This is a genomic window from Pseudomonas sp. NPDC088368 (assembly GCF_044753445.1).
GTDB classification, from domain to species: Bacteria; Pseudomonadota; Gammaproteobacteria; order Pseudomonadales; family Pseudomonadaceae; genus Aquipseudomonas; species Aquipseudomonas bambusae.
The window spans coordinates 84,229-105,785 of the sequence record NZ_JBIVNG010000003.1 but is presented as its reverse complement, the minus strand read 5'-3'; the positions used below and the strand labels follow the sequence as shown (position 1 = coordinate 105,785).

The 21,557-nt window shown below is 62.4% G+C and carries 20 protein-coding genes; 12 read left to right on the top strand and 8 right to left on the bottom strand.

Annotation, left to right across the window (positions count from 1 at the left end; genetic code table 11):
• Positions 1-127 precede the first annotated feature (127 nt).
• Both ACIQAL_RS06955 and ACIQAL_RS06950 read left to right on the top strand, forming a co-directional pair.
• Positions 128-1,558: a transglycosylase SLT domain-containing protein gene (locus tag ACIQAL_RS06955; protein WP_401143968.1), complete on the top strand. Its 1,431-nt coding sequence runs from the start codon at positions 128-130 to the stop codon at positions 1,556-1,558.
• A gap of 208 nt (positions 1,559-1,766) precedes the next feature.
• Positions 1,767-2,084 (top strand): class I SAM-dependent methyltransferase, encoded by a 318-nt coding sequence (locus ACIQAL_RS06950; RefSeq protein ID WP_401143966.1) that lies wholly within the window; start codon positions 1,767-1,769, stop codon positions 2,082-2,084.
• A gap of 1 nt (position 2,085) precedes the next feature.
• Here ACIQAL_RS06950 and ACIQAL_RS06945 read toward each other — a convergent pair whose 3' ends face one another.
• On the bottom strand, positions 2,086-3,009 hold the full coding sequence (locus ACIQAL_RS06945; protein WP_401143965.1) for a hypothetical protein: 924 nt from the start codon (positions 3,007-3,009) through the stop codon (positions 2,086-2,088).
• A gap of 155 nt (positions 3,010-3,164) precedes the next feature.
• Complete coding sequence (locus ACIQAL_RS06940) at positions 3,165-4,181, bottom strand: zinc-dependent alcohol dehydrogenase family protein (RefSeq protein ID WP_401143963.1); 1,017 nt, start codon at positions 4,179-4,181, stop codon at positions 3,165-3,167.
• A 211-nt stretch (positions 4,182-4,392) separates the two neighbouring features.
• Between ACIQAL_RS06940 and ACIQAL_RS06935 the strand changes: the two genes are divergently transcribed.
• Positions 4,393-4,863 (top strand): RidA family protein, encoded by a 471-nt coding sequence (locus ACIQAL_RS06935; RefSeq protein WP_341964008.1) that lies wholly within the window; start codon positions 4,393-4,395, stop codon positions 4,861-4,863.
• A 137-nt stretch (positions 4,864-5,000) separates the two neighbouring features.
• Here the strand turns inward: ACIQAL_RS06935 and ACIQAL_RS06930 are convergent, their stop codons facing one another.
• Positions 5,001-5,903: a LysR family transcriptional regulator gene (locus ACIQAL_RS06930; RefSeq protein WP_166595223.1), complete on the bottom strand. Its 903-nt coding sequence runs from the start codon at positions 5,901-5,903 to the stop codon at positions 5,001-5,003.
• A 99-nt stretch (positions 5,904-6,002) separates the two neighbouring features.
• Here ACIQAL_RS06930 and ACIQAL_RS06925 point away from each other — a divergent pair, with 99 nt between their 5' ends.
• Positions 6,003-7,187, top strand: coding sequence for an aspartate aminotransferase family protein (locus ACIQAL_RS06925; RefSeq protein ID WP_401143961.1), 1,185 nt, complete (start codon positions 6,003-6,005; stop codon positions 7,185-7,187).
• A gap of 239 nt (positions 7,188-7,426) precedes the next feature.
• Here the strand turns inward: ACIQAL_RS06925 and ACIQAL_RS06920 are convergent, their stop codons facing one another.
• Positions 7,427-8,665, bottom strand: a complete 1,239-nt coding sequence (locus ACIQAL_RS06920; protein ID WP_401143959.1) for a M20/M25/M40 family metallo-hydrolase — start codon at positions 8,663-8,665, stop codon at positions 7,427-7,429.
• A gap of 182 nt (positions 8,666-8,847) precedes the next feature.
• Between ACIQAL_RS06920 and ACIQAL_RS06915 the strand changes: the two genes are divergently transcribed.
• The 6 genes from ACIQAL_RS06915 (at position 8,848) to xylB (ending at position 17,735) form a co-directional block, all read left to right on the top strand.
• Positions 8,848-11,211, top strand: coding sequence for a DNA polymerase II (locus ACIQAL_RS06915; RefSeq protein WP_401143957.1), 2,364 nt, complete (start codon positions 8,848-8,850; stop codon positions 11,209-11,211).
• Positions 11,212-11,488: 277 nt separating this feature from the next.
• Complete coding sequence (locus ACIQAL_RS06910) at positions 11,489-13,021, top strand: sugar ABC transporter ATP-binding protein (RefSeq protein WP_401143955.1); 1,533 nt, start codon at positions 11,489-11,491, stop codon at positions 13,019-13,021.
• Positions 13,022-13,197: 176 nt separating this feature from the next.
• Positions 13,198-14,190 carry an ABC transporter permease subunit gene (locus ACIQAL_RS06905; RefSeq protein WP_166595227.1) on the top strand — a complete coding sequence of 331 codons (993 nt, stop codon included), beginning with the start codon at positions 13,198-13,200 and terminating at the stop codon, positions 14,188-14,190.
• A gap of 63 nt (positions 14,191-14,253) precedes the next feature.
• Positions 14,254-15,195: an ABC transporter substrate-binding protein gene (locus ACIQAL_RS06900; RefSeq protein WP_341964013.1), complete on the top strand. Its 942-nt coding sequence runs from the start codon at positions 14,254-14,256 to the stop codon at positions 15,193-15,195.
• Positions 15,196-15,221: 26 nt separating this feature from the next.
• Positions 15,222-16,220, top strand: a complete 999-nt coding sequence (locus tag ACIQAL_RS06895) for a LacI family DNA-binding transcriptional regulator (protein ID WP_401143952.1) — start codon at positions 15,222-15,224, stop codon at positions 16,218-16,220.
• A 30-nt stretch (positions 16,221-16,250) separates the two neighbouring features.
• On the top strand, positions 16,251-17,735 hold the full coding sequence (xylB, locus tag ACIQAL_RS06890; protein ID WP_401143950.1) for a xylulokinase: 1,485 nt from the start codon (positions 16,251-16,253) through the stop codon (positions 17,733-17,735).
• Positions 17,736-17,970: 235 nt separating this feature from the next.
• Here the strand turns inward: xylB and ACIQAL_RS06885 are convergent, their stop codons facing one another.
• From ACIQAL_RS06885 to ACIQAL_RS06870, 4 genes are read right to left on the bottom strand one after another with little or no spacing between them, the layout of a single operon-like run.
• Positions 17,971-18,240: a DoxX family protein gene (locus ACIQAL_RS06885; protein WP_401143949.1), complete on the bottom strand. Its 270-nt coding sequence runs from the start codon at positions 18,238-18,240 to the stop codon at positions 17,971-17,973.
• Positions 18,241-18,468, bottom strand: coding sequence for a hypothetical protein (locus tag ACIQAL_RS06880; RefSeq protein ID WP_401143947.1), 228 nt, complete (start codon positions 18,466-18,468; stop codon positions 18,241-18,243).
• Positions 18,449-18,778, bottom strand: coding sequence for an antibiotic biosynthesis monooxygenase family protein (locus ACIQAL_RS06875; protein WP_401143945.1), 330 nt, complete (start codon positions 18,776-18,778; stop codon positions 18,449-18,451). Before ACIQAL_RS06875 ends, ACIQAL_RS06880 begins: the two co-directional genes overlap by 20 nt.
• A gap of 41 nt (positions 18,779-18,819) precedes the next feature.
• A complete protein-coding gene (locus ACIQAL_RS06870; RefSeq protein WP_401143943.1) occupies positions 18,820-19,560 on the bottom strand; it encodes an SDR family oxidoreductase in 741 nt (246 codons plus the stop codon).
• Between the two features lie 122 nt (positions 19,561-19,682).
• Between ACIQAL_RS06870 and ACIQAL_RS06865 the strand changes: the two genes are divergently transcribed.
• Both ACIQAL_RS06865 and ACIQAL_RS06860 read left to right on the top strand, forming a co-directional pair.
• The gene (locus ACIQAL_RS06865; RefSeq protein WP_401143941.1) at positions 19,683-20,612 is read left to right on the top strand and encodes a LysR family transcriptional regulator; all 930 of its coding nucleotides are present in this window, start codon (positions 19,683-19,685) and stop codon (positions 20,610-20,612) included.
• 81 nt (positions 20,613-20,693) lie between these two features.
• Positions 20,694-21,545, top strand: a complete 852-nt coding sequence (locus ACIQAL_RS06860) for a LysR family transcriptional regulator (RefSeq protein WP_401143939.1) — start codon at positions 20,694-20,696, stop codon at positions 21,543-21,545.
• Positions 21,546-21,557: the final 12 nt, after the last annotated feature.

The following is a 21,557-nucleotide window of genomic DNA, read 5'->3' as shown; positions in this document are numbered from 1 at the left end:
AGCAGACTCAACTGCTTGGCATGATTAGACCCCTGTGATGTTGCCAGCTCAGGCGCACGCCTGAGGCGAACGCAGCTGCCCGACACAGACTTCACGCCCGTTTTTTCGGCATTTTCCCGGAGCGTCAATGATCCGAGCCTCATTCATTTCGCTGTGCCTGCTGCTCGTTAGCCATCCGGCGTCCGCCCAGGTTTCGACCCGCCCGGCAGGGCCGCCGGTCATCGTCAAGAAAACCCAGATTCGCGACCTGTCGGCCATCCGCAGCAGCAAAGTCCTGCGCGTCCTCGTCAATCAGAGCCGCAACAGCTCCGGCGAAGTGCAGGGTGAGCCGATTGGCGTCGAATACCGCCGCCTGCAAGCCTTCGAAAAATACCTCAACGGCCACGCCCGCGACGGCCAGAAAGTCTCGATCAAACTGATCCCCAAGGCCAAGGACCAACTGCTCGCTGCGCTGCAACGGGGCGACGGCGACATGGTGGCCCCTGGCGAACTGCTCGACGCCAGCGCTGCCCATTACGTCGATGCCACCGAACCGGTGGTGAGCCATGTGCCGCTGGTCGTGGTCGGTGTGCGGGGCGAGCGGGTTTTCAAGCGCCCCGAGCAACTGTCCGGCCGGACGGTCATGCTGACCAACGGCAGCGCCGCCGACGAAGCCCTCGTGCAACTGAACCAGAAGCTTGCCTTGCGCAAATTGCCGCCGGTGAAAATCGAATGGGTCGATCCCAGCCTTGCCGTCGAAGACGTGCTGGAAATGGTGCAGGCCGGAATCTATCACCTGACCGTCGTCGAGCAGCCGATTGCCGAGCGCTGGGCGCGGGTCATGCCCAAACTGCGGGTCGACCGTGGGCTGTCGCTGAGCGATCCGGGGGACATGAGCTGGTTCGTGCGCAAAGACGCGGTGATGCTGCACGCCACGGTGGATCGTTTCCTCGAAACCTACGAGCCGCCCGCCAATCAAGACGCCGCGTTCCAGAAGGCTTACAAGGACTTGTACCGCGTTCACTATCCGCTGGCCCGTGAAGACCGCCAGCGTCTGGAAAAACTGCGCCCGACCCTGCAACGACATGCCGATGCGCAGAAGATGGACTGGCTGGACCTGGCAGCGCTGGCGTTCAAGGAATCCCAGCTCAACCCGAGCGCCAAGGGCGGCAGTGGCGCGACGGGCTTGCTGCAAATCACCCCGTCAGCAGCGCAGCGGGTCGGCGTGGGCAATATCCACGATGTCGATGGCAACGTGCAGGCCGCGAGCAAATACCTGGCGATGATTCGTCACAAGTTCTTTGCCAGCCCGAAGATCAACGAACGCGAGCGCATGGCATTTACCCTGGCCGCCTACAACCTGGGTCCGGAGCGGGTGCAGGCGATGCGCACCGAAGCGAAGCGTCAGGGCCTGAACCCCAATCAGTGGTTCTTTCAGGTGGAGCGGGTGGCGATGGAGCAGGTGGGGATGAACGTGGTCACCTACGTCAACAGCGTGAACAAGTACTACCTCGCTTACGATCAGGAACGCAGTTCGCTGGAGAGCCCGTCGCCGCGCAAGGTGGCGATCCGCGAATGAATCTCACCGAAACAATCGGCAAAGCCTGACACACTCAATTGACAATCCCCGTGCGGCTTCTCTAGGATGCCGCTCATGCGCCGATTTAAACAGCTACTTGCGGGGCGCCGGGTGTCGTGAACAACGATACCGAAATACCGCTAAAGCGCTGGTTCGGTGTTGCCTCTCACCGCTGCCCAGCGGAACACTGAGGCAGAGAAACGACACTATGAGCAGTAATTCCAGCCCCCGCCCCCTCGTTCGCCTGGCGCCTATCGGCAGCCAGTTCAGCCGTCGCAATCCGAAGATTCTGCTGGGCGGTTCTCACCAGCCCACGCTGTTGCGCTATCTCGATGGCTGGCCTCGGCGCCAGCACGGCCCCCACGCCTTTCTCATTCAATTCATCGACCTTCACGACACCCTTGAGCGGTTTGGCAATGACCAGTTCGACCTGGCCGTCATTCAGTCGCCGACCGCCGAGGATGCTGCAGGGGTGATCCGCCATCTGACGCGCATTGCACGGCAAGGGCTGATCACCCGCACCTGAATCAGCGTTTCAGGGGTTGCAACTCCTCACGGGGATGGCTCAGTTTGCGCCCGCCACGAATGGCGTTGGCGTGCCGGCAGTTAGCGACCAGCCGACTGCGCGATGTCCAGTCCGTATTAATGATGTAGAAGTTCTGGATGTAACTGTTCTCGTCGACCGACTCGAACCACTCATCGACCTTGTGGCTCAGGTCGGTCGGCGCGTGGAGCGGTAGAGAATATTTGGCGCATTGCACGGCGCGCAGTTGCTCGATGCGCTTGTGTTCCCCTGCCACTTGGTCCACGAAGGCCTTGAGCGTGTTGGTGTTAAACAGGTTTTCACCCGGCCAGCGCTGGCTCACACCATCCCAGCCTTCATCGGACACACTGTCGTGGTTGTAGGCGACGACGACATTACGACCAGGGTGCTGCGCCCAGAGGTGTTCCAGCGCCCAGCCGCGAAGGCGATCCGGTATGACGCGAGCGCCCAGTTCGTTGAAGACCATGGCTTGCAGCTGGGCATGAGCCCGATCAGTGAAACCGTCGAACTGGTGGAAGTCGAGAATGACGATTTCCCGTGCCGGTTCACCTGAGCTTTCCAGCTCTGCGAAGAACTCGCGAACGGCTTCGACGATGTCAACGGCGACGGTTCGGCCAGAGGAGGTTAGGTGGAATAGCTGGAAGCGGTTGGGGTCGCCTTCGACGTAGCCTTCCTTGAAGGTGACGCGCAGGTCAAGCACGCGAATGCCTTGGCGCAGTTGTTCCAGCGGCGATTCGTCTTGTGCGTATTCCTGGGGCACGCCCAGATTGGGCGATTGTTTGTCGCTGCCGGAATTGTGGGTGCCCGGCAGGATCAGTTCATCGATGCGCAGTTGCTCGATGTCAGGGGTTTCGGCGATCCAGCTCAGGTGAGCGGGCGCGCCTGCGTGGCGTTGAGTGCGGTTCATGGTGTCAGTCCTTGACGTGGTAAAAGGCGGCTGCTGCTCTGAGCCGCCCGGGCGTGTACATGCCCTTGGTATCGGTCAAAAGACTTGTCTGCTTTTGGCCTTTGGTCAACCGAACAGCGCCGGCGCAAACGTTACCTGGTGTGTTGCGGACGCGTTTACTTGACCAGCAACACCACGCGGCCCCGCACCGGGTCTTCATCCAGATGGTTGTGCGCCTTGCCGAACTGTTCGAACGGCCAGGTGCGGTGAATGTCAGGCTTGAGCTGGCCATTGACGGTCAGTTCATTGATGACCTCGAGAGCGCGTTTCATGGCCGCGCTGTCCTGTTCAATCCCCAACTCCGCTTTACCGGTGAAGTTTTCCAGGCAGTGGACAAAGAAGCGCATGTTCTTCTTGAACGCCTGCAGGGCCGGGAACGGCGTCCGGTTACCACCGCGCAGGCCGTACAGCACCAGGCTGCCCCGAGGCGCAAGAACATCACCGAGCATCGACATCTGCATGCCGCCGAAACCGTCGAACACGGCTTCGATGCCTTGGCCCTGGGTCAGGGCGTCGATGCGCAGACAGATGTCGTCCTCGTCGGTCACGATCACCCGTTCAGCACCGTTGGCAAGCAGGTATTCGCGGTCTTCGGCGTGCTGAGTGGCCGCAATCACCCGCAGGCCGAGTGCCTTGCCCAACTGTACGAACGCGATGCCGGGGCTGTAGGCCGCATCAGTGACCAGCACGGTCTGACCCGCCTGGACATGGGCCAGGTCGACAAGGGCGAAGTACGCCAGCAGCATGGGCGTGTAGTGAACGCTGGCTTCCACCGGCGTCAATACGTCGGGGTAGCGGACCAGAGCGGTGCGCGGCACCAGCACGTGGTCGCCACACACCGGGTAGTCGTTGGCGCTCATGGCCTTGAAGCTGGCGACCTTGTCGCCGACTTTCAGATCGGTGACGTCCGGGCCCACAGCCTCGACGATACCGGCCATTTCGCTGCCAATGCCCGCAGGCAGTTGAACGGGGGCGAGGGCCAGGTTCTGCCGCCACAACACATCATCCCAGCTGATGCCGATGGCTTCGGCACGAACCAGCACTTCCTGTGGGCCGGGTGACCGGTCAGGCTGCTCCTCGCAACTGAGCACATCGGCTTTGCCGAAGCGATGAAATTTGATGGCGCGGGACATTTCCAACCTCGACTCATTTGATTAGGGTTGTAATGACTTTACGGAGGTAGGGCTTTATCGACTATTTCTGTCTGTCGATACCGGACATGCCCGTTATCAATTGGGGTTTTTGGAACTCTTGGCACCGGCATCCACATAACGCGTTTTTCGCGGCGACCGTCGCGACGTTCGCTCATTGTTCAATCACAGCAACAGGAATCAGGAACCGGCCATGTCGTGTGATCTTCGCTTCAAACAGGCGTGCGAGCAGTTGGGTTATGACTTCGAGGGCGAGATCAAGATCGGCGGCAATTACGTGCCGTTGGTGCGCCATGAGGACCAGCTGTACATCAGCGGGCAGATTCCCCGGGTCGGCGATACCGTCATGGTGACCGGGCGTGCAGGAGGCGATGTCACCCTGGAACAGGCGCAATTGGGTGCGAAGATCAGTGCCCTGCGCGCCATCGCATTGTTGCAGCGCAGTCTGGGCAGTCTCGATCAGGTTAAACGCGTGCTGCGCATGACCCTGTTCGTGCAGTGCACCGACAGCTTTACCCAACAGAGCGAAGTCGCGGACGGGGCCTCTGAGTTGCTGTTCTTCGTGTTCGGCGAGGCGGGGGCGCACACGCGCAGTTCGGTGGGGGTGTACCAGTTGCCAAAGAACGCGACGGTGGAGATGGATTTGATTGCGGTGGCGGGGTAGCGACGTTCACCGTACCCCCTGTGGGAGCGACTTCATTCGCGAAAGTGTTTGGCAGGCGACACGTCAGCGTCGGATGTACCCCCTTCGCGAATGAATTCGCTCCCACCGGGTTTTGCGGCGTGCCCGGTGGCAGCTTTTCATTTTCCCCACGCCGCCAAGGCGCTTTCGACGAAATGCCTGACCTTGGGCAGTCGGTAGCGGTCCTGGGGGTACATCAGCCACATCGGGCGGCTCGGTGGCGTGTAGGCCTGCAATAACGGAATGAGGGTGCCGGCCTTCAAATCCTCGCTGATCAGCACGTCCGGCAGCATCGCCACGCCCATGCCCGCCAAGGCCGCCTGACGCAGGGCGGGGGAGCTGTTGACGATCATCGGGCCAGACACCGGAATTTCCATCACGCCTTCAGGCCCTGTCAGCTTCCACAGCTTGTCGGCGGCGCGCCAGTCGTCGCCAGCGGGGTAGGCGAACGCCAGACAGTTGTGATCGCGCAGGTCGTCTGCCGTGTGCGGCGTGCCCCGGCGGTTCAGGTAATCCTGCGACGCGCAGATGGTCAGGGTGTAGTCGCGCAGGGGGCGGGCGATCAAGGCCGATGACTCGGGGACGCCCAAGCGGATCGCGGCGTCGAACCCGTGCTCGACCAGGTCCATCAACTGGTTGCTCAGCACCAGTTCCACCTTGATTTCCGGGTAGCGCTGGGTGAACGCACTGAGCATCGGCGACAGCCGCTCCGCGCCGAATGCCGGGGCTGCCGTGAGGCGCAACGTGCCGCTGGGCTGGGTCTGCACGTGTTCGGCCATGCGCTCGGAGTCATTGACCAGCCCCAGCACCTCGACACAACGGCGGTAATACTGGATGCCAAATTCAGTCAGGTTCTGGCGACGGGTCGTACGCTGCAACAGGCTCACGCCCAGACGTTGCTCCAGCGCCTTGAGGTGATTGCCTACCATTGTCGTCGACATTTCGCACTGGCGGGCGGCGGCGGTCATGCTGCCGGTCTCCACCACTTTCACGAACACGGTCATCGCCTGGAACACGTCCATTATCAAGTCCTGCTTAAAAGTCACTCAAGAATGTCGATCTTTATACAGGAAAACGGGTTAACGATACTGGCGTCACACACCACTGCTGGAGCGAAGGCCATGACCGCCGCCTGCCTGATGAACACGTACAAATCGATGCCCTTGAGTTTCCTCAGAGGCGAGGGCGCGCAACTCTGGGACGACACCGGTCGCCAGTACCTCGATGCCGTGGCGGGCGTCGCCGTGACCAATGTCGGCCATAGCCATCCCCAGATCGTCGCGGCCATCACCGAGCAGGCGGGTTTACTGCTGCACACCTCCAACCATTACCGCATCGACTGGCAGCAGCAACTGGCGGCCAGACTGACTCAGCTATCCGGTCTGGATCAGGGGTTCTTCAACAATTCCGGCGCTGAAGCCAATGAAACCGCGCTCAAGCTGGCGCGGCTGCATGGCTGGGCCAAGGGCATCGAACAGCCGCTGGTGCTGGTGATGGACAACGCGTTTCACGGCCGCACGCTTGGGACCTTATCGGCCAGTGACAACGGTGCGGCGCGGCTGGGGTATCAGCCGATGTCCGGGGAATTCATCAAGGTGCCGTTCGGCGACATGGGCGCGATCAAACAGGCCGCCGCAACCTATGGTGAACGGATCGTCGCAGTGATGCTGGAGCCGGTGCAGGGCGAGGGCGGCGTGGCGGTGCCGCCGCCAGGGTATTTGAAAGCCGTGCGCGCCCATTGCACGCAGAACGCCTGGCTGATGATCCTCGACGAAATCCAGACCGGTATCGGGCGCACCGGGCGCTGGTTCGCGTACCAGCACGACGGCATCGTTCCGGACGTCGTGACACTGGCTAAAGCGCTGGGCAATGGCGTCCCGATTGGCGCCTGCCTTGCCACCACGGCCGTGGCCCGGCTGTTCACACCCGGCAGCCACGGCAGCACCTTCGGCGGCAACCCGCTGGCGTGCCGGGTCGGCTGCACGGTGCTGGACATCATCGAACGCGAAGGCCTGTTGAACAACGCGGCCGGGCAGGGCGAACGGCTGCTGACCCTGCTGCGCGATGCTTTGGCCGGGCATCCGAACGTGGTGCAGGTGCGTGGATTGGGGTTGATGGTGGGGATCGAGTTGAAGGCGCCGGTGCGGGATCTGTGCCTGATGGCGGCGCAGGAATATGGGGTGTTGATCAACGTGACGCGGGGCCAGACCATTCGGTTGCTGCCGCCGTTGATCATTGATGACGGGGATGTGGAGCGGATCGTGGCGGCTGTGCTGGGAGTTTTGGGTGGAACGGGCAGGGATTGATGTTGTTTTCGTCTGGCGAGGTGTGTCAGGCAGACCGTGTGCACAGGGTTTGCTGTCGCTTCGCGACAGATCGCGAGCAAGCTTGCTCCCACGGCCTCCGGCCAGAAGCAGAAGCCATGGCCGCGTCGTGCCCAGCTTCTGCCGAAGGTGTAGGAGCTGCCGGGGTGGCGCCCCACCTTGCCTGCGATCTGCCGGGAACCGGCAGCAAGACCGGCTACCTCGGTTGCATCAGGCAGACCTTATTTCTCCGCCGACAACGTCATGATCATCGCCGCCGACAGGTACAGCCTCGGGGCGATGCTGGTCAGGTCCGAATATTCGTCATCCGCATGTAGCCCGGCGCCGACGACGCCCAAGGTCTCCAGCACGGCAGGCTTCTGGTTGTCCGGGACGTAGGCGTAACCGGCGTCGGTGCCAAAGCGCATGGCAATGGGTTCAATGGTACGACCAATCTTGCCGTACAGCGTTTGCGCGGTGCGGGCGAGGTCTTCGCTGGCGGGGTTTTTCACCAGAGGCGGACGGCCTTTTTCGAGGCGGAAGGTGACCTCGGTCCCGTCGATCAGCCTGTCTTTCACGATGCGCTCACCGTCGGCCTGCACCCGGTCCGATTCGCTCAGGTCCGAATAACGCATGTCACCCTCGGCCGAGGCGCTGGAAGGAATAATGTTGCGCTTTTCTCCACCTTTGATCAGCGTCCAGTTCACGGTGGTGCCCTTGGCCGGGTCGCCCAGGTCCTTCAGTTGAACCAGCTGATGGGCCAACTCCATCGCGGCGTTACGCCCCGCTTCAGGCGCCGATCCTGCGTGGGACGACTTGCCCTTGACGTCGACGAACACCCCGTTGATGCCGTTGGTGGCGACGGTCACGGCGTCCTTGTCCGGCGGCTCGTACGAGAACACGTAGTCGTGCTTGCGCGCGAGGTCGGCGATCAGCTTTTTCGAGCCTGCGGAGCCGGTTTCTTCATCGGGGTTGAAGAGCACAGTGATCGTGCCGAAGCCTTGGAATTTTTGATCTTGCAGCAGTTTCAGCGTGTGCAGGACCATTGCCACGCCACCCTTGGCATCCGCCACGCCCGGACCGTAGGCGCGGTCGCCATCGATGCGGAAGGGTCGCTTGGCCGCCGTGCCCGGCCCGAACACGGTGTCGTAGTGAATCATTAGCAGAAAGGTCTTGCTGCCCGTGCCTTTGATCGTGCCGACGATGTTGTCCCCGGCAGACGGGGTGGCCGGGGTCGTCTCGACCGTCGCACCCAGCGCCGTGAGCCGGTCCACCAAGACCGCGCTGACGGTTTTCAGCCCCGGCGCCTGGCCGGTGCCGGTGTCGATGTCCACCAATTGCTTGACGGTGGCCAGGTAAGGCTTCTGTTCAGCTTCGGCTTTTTTCAGCAGTTGATCGGGGGGCAGGTCGGCCGCGAAGGCCATGGAGCAAAGCAGCGAGGCGGCTACGGCGGTCGCCAGGGAGGTGCGTCGAACGAGCATGCTGGATCCCTCAGATGATGTGCGAGTCTCGTAGGGTCTGATCACCCGTGGTTCGGCATTGTTCCCCTCGAATGAGTGGATAAGCGTTGAGGGGGGAGCGCTGGGTGGCGCAGACGACGCGCTTTCCCACACCGATCCCCGTAGAATCCCACCTCGGTACGTGAGTTTTCGAGGTTGCAGCGGTGGATTTACAGCAGGGCTTTGTCCTGACCCGGCATTGGCGCGACACGGACGCGGGGACAGAGGTGGACGTCTGGTTGGCCACTGACGACGGCCCGCGTCACTTGCGCTTGCCTCTTCAAACTTCCACGGCGTTCATTCCGGAACAGCATCGGGCTCGGGCCGAGGCGGTGTTGCGGCAGGAACAGGGCGTCGAGCTCAAGCCATTGCAGCTCTGCGATTTTCGCCACCGTCCGGTGTTGGGGCTTTATACCCGGCACCATCGCCAATTGATGGGGTTGGAGAAAGCGCTGCGTCAGGCCAGTGTCGACGTCTACGAAGCCGACATCCGTCCGCCCGAGCGCTACCTGATGGAGCGTTTCATCACCGCGCCGGTGCAGTTCAGCGGCACCCCGGATGCCGACGGTATCTGGCAGAACGCGCAACTCAAACCCGATCCTCACTATCGCCCGCGCCTGAAACTGGTGTCTCTGGACATCGAAACCACCGAGCGCGGAGAGCTGTATTCCATCGGACTGGAAGGCTGTGGCGAGCGGCAGGTGTACATGCTTGGCCCGCCCAATGGCGATGATGCCATCGTCGATTTCAAACTCGATTATTGCGACAGTCGCGCGCAGTTGCTGGAACGGCTCAACGACTGGATGGCCTTGCACGATCCCGACGCGATCATCGGCTGGAACGTCGTGCAATTCGACCTTCGTGTGCTGCACGAACACTCCCGTCGCCTCAACGTGCCGCTGCGTCTGGGGCGTGACGGCGAGGCCATGGGCTGGCGTGAACACGGCGCGCGCAACAGTCATTTTTTCGCCTCGGCAGCGGGGCGTCTGATCATCGACGGGATCGAGGGGCTACGCTCGGCGACCTGGAGTTTCCCGTCGTTCAGCCTGGAAAACGTGTCGCAGACCCTGCTGGGCGAGGGCAAGGCCATCGACACGCCTTACCAGCGCATGGACGAAATCAACCGGATGTTCGCCGAGGACAAGCCCGCACTGGCGCGCTACAACCTCAAGGATTGCGAACTGGTGACGCGGATTTTCGCGAAGACCGAGCTGCTGACGTTCCTGCTCGAACGCGCCACGGTCACCGGTTTGCCTGCCGACCGCAGCGGCGGTTCAGTGGCGGCGTTCGAGCATCTGTACATGCCGTTGATGCACCGGCAGGGTTTCGTCGCGCCCAACCTCGGTGAACGCATGCCCGAAGCCAGCCCCGGCGGGTTCGTCATGGATTCTCGCCCCGGCCTGTACGAGTCGGTGCTGGTGCTGGACTACAAGAGCCTGTACCCGTCGATCATTCGCAGTTTTCTCATCGACCCGGTGGGCCTGATCGAAGGCCTGAAACACCCCGATGACAGCGAGTCCGTGGAAGGCTTTCGCGGCGGGCGTTTTTCCCGCACCCGGCATTGCCTGCCAGCCATCGTCGCCCGGGTTGCCGAGGGCCGCGAGGTCGCCAAACGCGAGCGCAACGCGCCGCTGTCCCAAGCCCTGAAAATCATCATGAACGCTTTCTACGGTGTGCTCGGTTCCAGCGGCTGCCGCTTCTTCGACACCCGGCTTGCGTCGTCCATCACGATGCGCGGCCATCAGATCATGCGCCGGACCCGCGAACTCATCGAAGCCCAAGGCTACGAGGTGATCTACGGCGACACCGACTCGACCTTCGTCTGGCTCAAGCGACGTCACGGTCAGGAAGAAGCGGCGCAGATCGGCAACGCGCTGGTCAAGGGTGTCAACGATTGGTGGCGCGAGCATTTGCAGGCGGAGTACGGGCTGGAAAGCGCCCTCGAATTGCAATTCGAAACCCACTTCAAACGCTTCCTGATGCCGACCATTCGCGGTGCGGAAGAGGGCAGCAAAAAGCGTTACGCCGGGCTGGTCACCCGCGCGAATGGCGAAGACGAAATGGTCTACAAAGGGCTGGAAGTGGTGCGCACCGACTGGTCGCCGCTGGCCCAGACCTTCCAGAAAGAACTCTACCTGCGCATCTTCAACAACCGCCCGTTCGAGGACTACCTGCGCGACTACGTGCGCCGCACCCTCGCCGGGGAACTGGACGACCAGTTGATCTACCGCAAACGCCTGCGCCGCCCGCTGGACGACTACGAACGCAACGTCCCGCCCCACGTCCGCGCCGCCCGCCTGGCCGATGAATACAACCGCCAGCAAGGCCGCCCGCTGCAATACCAGAACCGGGGCTGGATCAGCTACGTCATCACCCTGGCCGGGCCGGAACCGCTGGAAGTGCGCACGGCGCCGATCGACTACGACCACTACATCACCCGACAGCTGCAGCCGATTGCCGATGCGATATTGCCGTTCGTGCAGGAGGATTTCGCGACATTGATTGGGGGGCAGATGGGGTTGTTTTGAACTGGAGGGCCATTCAGAGCCAAGGTATGGGGTGCTGATATGACGAGACCCACAACCAGCCCGCCTTTCATCACCCTCAAAAAGCAAGCGCTTGCGTGAAACGATTCAGCTGTTCTAGAGTGTTTCAACGTTATTCCCGAGCGCCACCCGAAAACGAGGTGGATCGCCGATAAGAACAAGAAACCTCGGAGAGACCCATGAACAGCTTTTTGGCTGGATTGCCGCGTGTTTTCCCTGCGCTTTATGCGCCGTTTTTCCCTGTTTCAGGCACTCGCCCATGAGTGCCGTCCTCGCTGAACATCCTTTGCCCGTGCTGGAAATGAACGCCATTTCCAAGACCTTCAACGGCCTGCGCGTGCTGAAAAATGTCGCCCTGAAAGTCTATGCCGGTGAAGTCCATGCGCTGATGGGCGAGAACGGTGCGGGCAAATCGACGTTGATGAAGATCCTGTCGGGGGCTTATCAGGCAGACGCCGGGGGTGAGATCCGCATTGGCGGTCAGACGCTGGCGGCGTTCGATCCGCTCACTGCGAAAGCCCAAGGCATTGCGGTGATCTATCAGGAACTGAGCCTGTGCCCGAACCTCAGCGTCGCCGAAAACATTTACCTGGGACGTGAACTGCGTCGCGGCTGGAGCATTGATCGCAAGGCGATGGAGGCCGGTTGCGTCGAGGTGCTGATCCGCTTGGGTGCGGATTTCAAACCTTCGACCAAGGTCAGCGTGTTGTCGATTGCCGAGCGCCAACTGGTGGAGATCGCCCGGGCGTTGCACGCCAACGCGAAGATTCTGGTGATGGACGAGCCGACCACGCCGCTGTCGTCCCGGGAAACGGATCGGCTGTTTGCATTGATCAAACAGCTGCGGGATCAAGGTTTGGCGATCATTTACATCAGCCATCGCATGGCGGAAATCTACGAGCTCTCGGATCGCGTGTCGGTGCTGCGCGACGGCGAGTACGTGGGCATGTTGCAGCGCGACGGGCTGTCGGCGGACGTGCTGGTGAAGATGATGGTGGGCCGCGATCTGTCCGGGTTTTACAAGAAAGAACACGCGGCATACGACCCTGGCGAAGTGGTGATGCGCGTCCGCGACATGGCCGACGGCAAGCGGGTCAAGGCGTGCAGTTTCGACCTGCACGCGGGCGAGGTGCTGGGCATCGCCGGGTTGGTCGGGGCAGGGCGCACAGAGCTGGCACGACTGATTTTTGCCGCCGACCCGCGCACCTCGGGCACGCTGGAAGTCACTGGAAAACCGGTTACCGAACTGCGCAATCCCACCGATGCCATTCGTGCGGGCGTGGTGTATCTGACTGAGGATCGCAAGGCTCAGGGCCTGTTTCTCGACATGAGCGTGCGCGACAACATCAACGTCTGCGCCTGCGTGCCCGATGCCCATGCCGGTGGCGTGCTGGATCGTGGACGCGGGGCGCAGCGGGCGGTGGAAGCGATTCGTTCGCTGTCGATTCGCGTGGCATCGGGCAAGGTCAACGTTGGCGCGCTGTCCGGTGGCAATCAGCAGAAAGTGCTGCTGGCGCGACTGCTGGAGGTCAAACCCCACGTGCTGATTCTCGACGAACCGACCCGTGGCGTGGACATCGGGTCGAAGTCGGAGATTTATCGGATCATCAATGAACTGGCCAAGGCCGGGGTCGGCATCGTGGTGATTTCAAGCGAGCTGCCAGAAATCATCGGTACCTGTGATCGGGTGCTGATCATGCGCGAAGGACAGTTGGTGGCGGAGGTCGGCGGCGCGTCGGGGCAAGCGATTTCTCAGGAGCGGATCATTGATCTGGCGACAGGTGGCGGATGACGCAAAACCTGTAGGAGCGAATTCATTCGCGAAAGGTAGGCCAGGCGACAGAGATGTGTCGGATGTACTGGCCGCTCGCGAATGAATTCGCTCCTACAGGTGACGCCGGCGTTCGATCAGATCGATCGGGATGATGCGCCCAATCTATTCAATAACAACAAGAAGGAACCCAGGCCATGAGTCTGCCTCTGGAGAACTCGCCCACCGTCGCCGCGATCAGCAAGCGCGAGCGGGTGCGTGAGCTGATGCGCACCATCGGCATGTTGCCGGTGTTGATCCTGCTGCTGATCGGCTTCGCGCTGATGACTGACAGCTTCATGACCCTGCAGAACCTCTCGATCATCACCCAGCAGGCGTCGGTGAATGTGGTGTTGGCGGCGGGCATGACGTTCGTGATTCTGACGGCGGGGATAGACCTGTCGGTAGGCGCCATTCTCGCGGCGTCGGCGGTGGTGGCGTTGCAGGCCTCGATGTCGCCGCAATGGGGCATGCTCGGGATTTTCGCCGGGGTCGGGTTCGGCCTGTTGCTCGGGCTGGTCAACGGCGGATTGATCGCCTTCATGCGCCTGCCGCCGTTCATCGTCACCCTCGGCGCACTGACCGCCATGCGCGGTCTGGCGCGGTTGCTGGCGGACGACAAAACCGTCTTCAACCCTGATTTGCCCTTTGCCTTCATCGGCAACGATTCGGTGCTCGGCGTGCCGTGGCTGGTGATCATCGCCGTGGCCGTCATCGTGATCTCCTGGTTCATTTTGCGGCGTACGGTCATGGGCGTGCAGATCTATTCCGTGGGCGGTAATCCCGAGGCGGCGCGGTTGTCCGGGATCAAGGTCTGGAAGGTCTTGCTGTTCGTCTACGCCGTTTCCGGCGCGCTGGCGGGGCTGGGCGCGGTGATGAGCGCGTCACGCCTGTTCGCTGCCAATGGCCTGCAACTGGGGCAGTCCTACGAGCTGGACGCGATTGCGGCAGTGATCCTCGGCGGCACCAGTTTCACCGGTGGCGTCGGCACCATCGGCGGGACGTTGATCGGCGCGCTGATCATTGCGGTGTTAACCAACGGCCTGGTGCTGCTCGGCGTCTCGGACATCTGGCAATACATCATCAAAGGCATCGTGATCATCGGCGCGGTGGCGCTGGATCGTTATCGCCAGTCCGGTGCGCGGACCTGATTCGTCATTCTGGCTGTACGCGTTTCATCCCTTGGCTCTGACAATAACCACAAGAGAGGCATCATGAACTTCAAACGCAAATTCCCTGCTGTCGTGTCCCTGTGCCTGGCGGCGCTATTGTCCCAGGGCGTCGAGGCCCGCGAACTGAAATCCGTGGGCATCAGCCTCGGTTCGCTGGGCAATCCGTATTTCGTGACCCTGGCCGACGGCGCCAAGGCCAAGGCGTTGGAGATCAACCCCAACGCCAAGGTTACCTCGGTGTCCGCCGATTACGACCTGAGCAAGCAGTTCTCGCAGATCGACAACTTCATCGCGGCGGGCGTGGATCTGATCCTGATCAACGCCGTGGACCCGAAAGCCATCGCGTCGGCGATCAAGAAAGCCCAGGCGGCAGGTATCAAAGTCGTGGCCGTTGACGTCAGCGCCACCGGTGTGGACGCCACGGTGCAGACCGACAACGTCGAAGCGGGCAAACTAGCCTGCCAGTTCATCGTCGACAAGCTCTCGGGCAAGGGCAACGTGATCATTGAAAACGGCCCGCAAGTGACCGCCGTGACCGATCGCGTGACCGGTTGCAAATCCGCCTTCGCTGCGGCGCCTGACATCAAGGTGCTGTCCGACGATCAGGACGCCAAAGGCTCCCGCGACGGCGGCTTGAACGCGATGCAGGGCTACCTCACGCGCTTCCCGAAAATCGACGGCCTGTTTGCAATCAACGACCCGCAAGCCATCGGCAGCGACCTCGCGGCCCGTCAGCTCAAACGCAGCGGCATCGTCATCACCTCGGTGGACGGCGCGCCGGACATCGAGCACGCACTGAAATCCGAGTCGTCGATTCAGGCCTCCGCGAGCCAGGACCCGTGGGCCATGGCGCAGCAAGCCGTGGTCATCGGCAATGACCTGCTCAACGACAAGAAACCGGCCGAAGCCGTCACGCAACTGACGCCGAAGCTGATCACCCGTGACAACGTCGGTTCGTACACTGGCTGGTCGAGCAAGCGCTGAAACGGAAAGCGGAGGGAGTGAACGCAGTGGTCAAAATGGAGGACGTGGCGCGACGGGCGCGGGTGTCGACATCGACGGTGTCTCACGTGCTGAACGGCACGCGCAAGGTCAGCCCGGAAACGGTGGAGGCGGTGCAGCAGGCAGTGCGGGAGTTGGGCTACATCCCCAATACCCTCGCGCGCTCGCTGGCCCGTTCGCGCACCAACACCATCGGCGTGGCGATTTCGGCGCTGTCCAACCACTACTTCAGCGAGACCGTTCACGCGATCGAAACCGAGTGTGCGCGCCACGGCATCATGATGCTGTTCGTTGACACCCACGACGATCCCGCGCAGGAATTGCGCGTGGTCAGGGCGCTGCACCATCGGCGGGTGGACGGCATCCTCCTGGCCCCCTCCAGCGATCCCGAACAGGCGGCGCTGGCCTATCTCCAGGCCAATGCCATCCCCACGGTGCTGGTGGATCGGCTCGCGGCAGACGGCTTCGATCAGGTCGGCGTGGAGAACCGCGATTCGACCCGCGAACTGGTCACGCACCTGCTCGGCCACGGTCACACTCGCATTGCCATGATCGCCGGCCATCGCGGCTTGAGCACCACCGAGGAACGCATCGACGGTTATCGCCTGGCGCTGGAAGATGCCGGTCTTGCGTTCGACGAGACGCTGCTGGTGAATGGCGAATCCAACAGCGAGTCAGCGCGCAAGGCGGCTGCGGGATTGCTGGTTCTGGCCACGCCGCCGACGGCGATCATGGCCGCCAACAACCTGATGACCATCGGCGCCATGCACGCGTTGCGGGATGCGAAGATTGCGGTGCCAGAGCAGATGGCGTTGGTGGGTTTTGACGATTTCGACTGGGCGGATTTTTTCCTGCCACGTTTGAGTGTCATTGCGCAGCCGGTGCAAGCCTTGGGCGAGCGCGCCGTTCAATTGCTGCTGCAACGCATCGACAACCCGGAGGGCCGACGAGGCTCGGAGCGATTGGCCGCGACGTTACGCATCCGAAACTCATGTGGATGCCCTTGAGCCTCTTTCGCTGACAGGAACTGAACAACGATGAGTCATGCTGTTTCTCTGGGCATCGATCTGGGCACTTCGGAACTCAAGGCCGTGCTGATGAGCGCCGAGGGTGACGTGCTGGGGCAGGCGGGGGCGCGCATCAGCGTGTCGCGCCGCCAATCCGGCTGGTCGGAGCAAAATCCTGCCGATTGGTGGCAGGCCTGCGTGACCGCGCTGGATCAACTGCGCGCCGAACAACCCGAGGCGTGGAAGCGCGTCGAATGCATTGGACTGTCGGGGCAGATGCACGGCGCGGTCTTACTCGATCAGGCAAGCGAGGTGCTTTATCCCGCCATCCTCTGGGACGATTCCCGAGCGATGGCGCAAGCCGAGCAATTGAACCGCGACTTTCCCGATTACGCCGAAGCGACCGGCAGCCTGTCGATGGCCGGGCTGACGGCGCCGAAGCTGCTGTGGCTCAAGCAGCACGAGCCCGCGTTGTTCGCCCGCATCCACTGCGTCTTGTCGCCCAAGGATTACCTGCGATTGCTGTTGACCGGCGAGCGGGTCAGCGACATGTCGGATGCGGCGGGCACTCTCTGGCTCGACGTGGCCAGGCGCGAATGGTACGCGCCGATGCTCCATGCTACCGGCTTGACCCTAGCGCAGATGCCGCGCCTGCTGGAAGCCGATCAACTGTCGGGCCACCTGACGACTGAAGCGGCCCGGCAGCTTGAACTCCCCGTGAGCCTGCCCGTAGCGGCCGGGGGCGGGGACAACCCGGTTTCGGCGGTGGGCATCGGCGCCGTCAACGCCGGGGATGCGTTCGTCACCCTCGGCACCAGCGCCGCCATCGTCGCGATCACCGATCACGCAGCGGGTCATCCACCGAGCGCCGTGCACAGTTTCTGCCATGCGCTGCCGAACCGCTGGTACACCATGGGCGCGATGCTCGCGGGCGCCAGTTGTCTGCGCTGGGTGACACGCTTGCTCGGTCAGCCGGACGAACAAACGCTGCTGACGCTGGTGCAGACAGCCCTGCCAGTGGACCAGCCTGTCGCCGAAAACGCACCGCTGTTCTTGCCGTACCTGGCAGGTGAGCGCACGCCATACAACGACCCGTTGCTGCGGGGCGGTTTCATGAACCTGGGTCACGACAGTACGCCCGCGATGCTCGGTTACGCGGTGCTGGAAGGCGTCGGTTTCGGGTTGCTGGATGCAATGAACGCCGCGCTGTCGGCAGGCGCATCGGTCAACGCCTTCGCGCTGGTGGGCGGTGGCGCGCGCAGCGAATACTGGGCGCAGTTGCTGGCCAATATTTTGGATCGGGAAGTCTTCACCTTGCAGGGCAGCGAACTGAGCGCGTGCATCGGGGCCGCGAAACTGGGGTTCATGGCGATCGGGCAGGGGGCCGATCTGCCACGGCAAGGTCTGCCGATCAAGGCGCGGTATCAGCCCATGCCATCGGCACAACCCGTTTTGCAGGCGCGGTACAGGAAGTTTCGGGGGCTGCTGCCCGCTGCACGCGGGTTGCACGACTGAGAAACGGCAGGCCGAAGCGCTCTGGCCGCATTTTTTGGGAGCCCGTTTTCAGCGGGGCGGTTTTGAAAGAAGGCCAAAAGGCCGTGCCGACAGTGGGAGAAGGCCGCTGAATGTGCCTTTCCAGAGCCTTCGAGGCGGTGCACGGTCCGCGACTCGAGTCATCGAACGAGTGCGCCGCGATGACAATGGTTCCATTGCGGAGTGGGGCGTCGGCAATTTCGCAGACGAAGGCGGATCATCGGCGATCCATTGAAAACCCTCCACCCCCTCGCACGGCCATGTAAAGCGCGAGAAATGCCATCAACACCGGGTATTCGATGCCCCGATCGACCCATGGCCAGGTTGGCCCCAACGCAAAGCTGATGCCCACCATTTCCATCGCCACGATCAGCGCCACCGGTCGAGTCCACCAGCCGACAGCGAGCATGATGGCGCCCAGCGTTTCCAGCAGCATGACAAGGAACGCCAGTTCATGGGCGAATGGCAGCCCCAGCACGTTCTCCATCTAGTTGATCGAACCCGCCATCGGGTCGGCCATGGAACCATGGGAGATACCGAGGGCTTTCGGCAGGCCGTGGGTGAACAGGATCACCCCGAAGCTTGCACGCAAAAGCGCGTACATGAGCGGCTCGGCGCGTGCGTAGAGCGGCGCCAACGATGGAATCAGCAGGCGTTTCGGGCCGAGGCGCTCATTCCGGCGGCGCGACCGGTTTTCAGGTGTCGAGGTGTCCATGGTCACAACTCCTTGCTGTTGCGGAGGATGGAAATGAACTGGCGGTGACCTTGCTCACCGACTCTGCGCCCAGCAGGTTGATCAGTTCGCCGAGGGCAGGGTGGTGGAAGTGGCGTTCCATGGCCTGCGTGGATTCCCAAAGGCCAGTGATGATCCAGAGACCGCTTCGTCCAGGGTTGTGCAGGGCCTGATAGGTGATGCACCCCGGCGTATCAAGCATGAGGGCCGCGAGCGACGAGAGCTGCGACGCGCACGACGAGGCGGCAAGGTGTCGGGTGTGAACCTCGATGATGCTGATCGCTTCTGTCACGGGGGCATTCCTCATGGAGTCGTCGGTCTCAGGCGAATGTCTCAGGCGAAGCCGCCGTTGGCGCGCAGCACTTGCGAATTGATCCAGCCGCCGTCCGGGCCTGCCAGAAAGGCCACCGCATTGGCGATGTCTTCCGGTGTGCCAAGGCGTTCGAGCGGTGCCAGTTGCGCGATGTGCTGAATCTGCTCCGGGGTTTTGCCATCAAGGAACAGATCGGTGCCGACAGGCCCAGGGGCAACGGCGTTGACGGTGATGCGACGGCCGCGCAGCTCGTTCGCCAGCACATGGACCAACCCTTCGACACCGGCCTTGGAGGCGATGTACGGACCGTAGGCCGGGAACGATTTGGCGATCACGCTGGTGGACAACGCGATGATGCGGCCGCCGTCTTCGACATGAGCGGCAGCCTGCGCCAGCACCAGAAACGCGCCACGCAAGTTGGTTGCGATCACCTTGTCAAAGTCCGCCAGGCTGGCTTCGCTGATGTTCGCCATCGGCATGACGCCAGCGCTGTTGACCACGACATCGATCCTGCCGAATGCGTCTTTGGCGGCGCGGAACAAGGCGGCGACTTCGTCCGGCTGACCGACGTCGGCCTGCACTGCGATGGCTTTTCCGCCTGCCGCCTCGATGGTCGCGACCGTTTCCTGCGCCTTGGCGGCGTTGTGGGTGAAGTTGACCACCACGGCGAACCCATCGGCGGCCAGGCGAGTGGCGATGGCTTGGCCGATGCCACGGGAACCGCCGGTGACGATGGCGGTTTGCACGATCTTGTCGGTCATGAAGAACTCCAGTCATTCGAGTGGGTGGGCATGAGCGTCCTGTGATGCCGATGATGCTTGTTTGCTGTTGCCGGATAAATACGTATAGATTGGCAACACTATTCAGCGGGGGACAACAATGCATGGACCGTTTCGACTCGCTTCAGCTGTTCACCCGCATCGTCGAGCTGAGCAGTTTCAGCCGGGCGGCGGCTGTGCTGAACATCCCCCGTGCGACCGCGACCCATGCGATCAAGGCACTTGAGAACAGGCTGGGCATCCGCTTGCTGGAACGCACCACGCGACACGTGCGCCCGACCGTTGACGGGCAGGCGTTCTACGAGCGCTGCGTGTTTGTGCTGAGCGAACTGGACGACGCCGAGTCATCCCTGCGCCACGTCGCTTCGAACCCGCAAGGCATGTTGCGGGTGGACATGCATGGCACCCACGCCACCAAAATCGTGCTGCCGAGAATCGACGAGTTCAGAGCGCGCTACCCTGGCATCGAACTGACCGCCAGCGGGGGAGACCGGCTGGTCGATCTGGTCCAGGAAGGAGTGGATTGCGTCGTGCGCGCTGGCACCCCTCGCGACTCGACGCTGGTCGCTCGACCGCTGGCCGTGATGCCACAAATCATCTGCGCCAGCCCCGACTACCTGAAGCGGTTCGGCACTCCCCAGACGCCGGACGACCTGGCGACCCAACAGGTCGTCAAATTCTTCTCCAGCACCGGGACCTCGAGTTTCCCTCTGGAGCTGATCATCGACGGCCAGATCCGCCCGTTCAACCTCGACGGCTGGATGGCGGTCAACGACGCGGAAAGCTACGTGGTGTGTGCACTGCGCGGATGCGGCTTGATTCAGGTGCCGCGTTACCACATTGAGGAGGCGTTGAATGATGGGCGACTGGTCGAGGTCTTGCGTGATTGCCAAAGCCCGGGCCTGTCAGTGTCAGCGATGTACCCGCACCACCGGCATCTGTCGCCGAGGGTGCGGGTGTTTATCGACTGGTTGAGCGAGGTGTACCGCGACCGGTTTGGGGCGTTGCCGGGGGATTATCGGGAGGCAACGTGAGCCGCTCGGCTTTGGCGCGGGGGATTGCTGCCGGCGTGCCGTTGTTGCAACCTCGTCGTTCATTTATGTACGAGGTGGAGCATGGACTGGAGCGACATGCGGATCTTCCTGGCGATTGCCCGCAGCGGCTCGCTGGGTGGCGCTGCCCGGCAGTTGGGGGTCAGTCATCCGACGGTCGGGCGTCGGTTGCAGGTGCTTGAGCAAATCAGTGGGCAGCCATTTTTTCTGCGAACTGCGCAGGGGCTGGTGCTCACCGACAGCGGTGAGCGGATTCTCGGTCTGGCGCAGGACATGGAACACAGCGCCCTGGCCATCGAACGTCGTCTGGCAGGGGACAGCGATCAGCCGGAAGGGCTGTTGCGTATCTCATCGGCCGACTGGTTCGCCTGTCATGTATTGTCACCGGTCCTGAGCGAACTGGTGCGTCGGTATCCATTGATCGTTCCAGAAGTCATCGCAGGGCATCGACTGTTCGACCTTGCCCGGCGGGATGCCGACATCGCATTCCGCATCGTGCCCTTCACCGAACCCGACGTCGTGCACCGCAAGTTGACAACCTTGCCATACGGACTCTATGCCGCTGTGCATGCGCCGGCGCCCCATCCGGAGGGCGAAGGTGTGGGCCTGATCCTCATGAGCGTCGCCCAGGCTCACTACCCGGACGTGCTCTGGCTTCAGCAGCGCTATCCGCAGGCGCGCACCGTGTTCACCAGCAGCAGCCGGACCGTCCAGGCGCAGATGTGCGCGATGGGCCATGGGATTGCCGTATTGCCACGCGTCCTGGGCGATTCGGTGCCGGGACTGCGACTGCTGGATGAGCATGAGCCCCCGCCGGGTAGGGACATCTGGATGGGGTATCACCAGGACATGCGCCAGATGGACCGCCTGCGAGCGCTGGCCGACCTTGCGTCGAGCATGATCGGCTCGAGTTAGAGCGTCCATGCC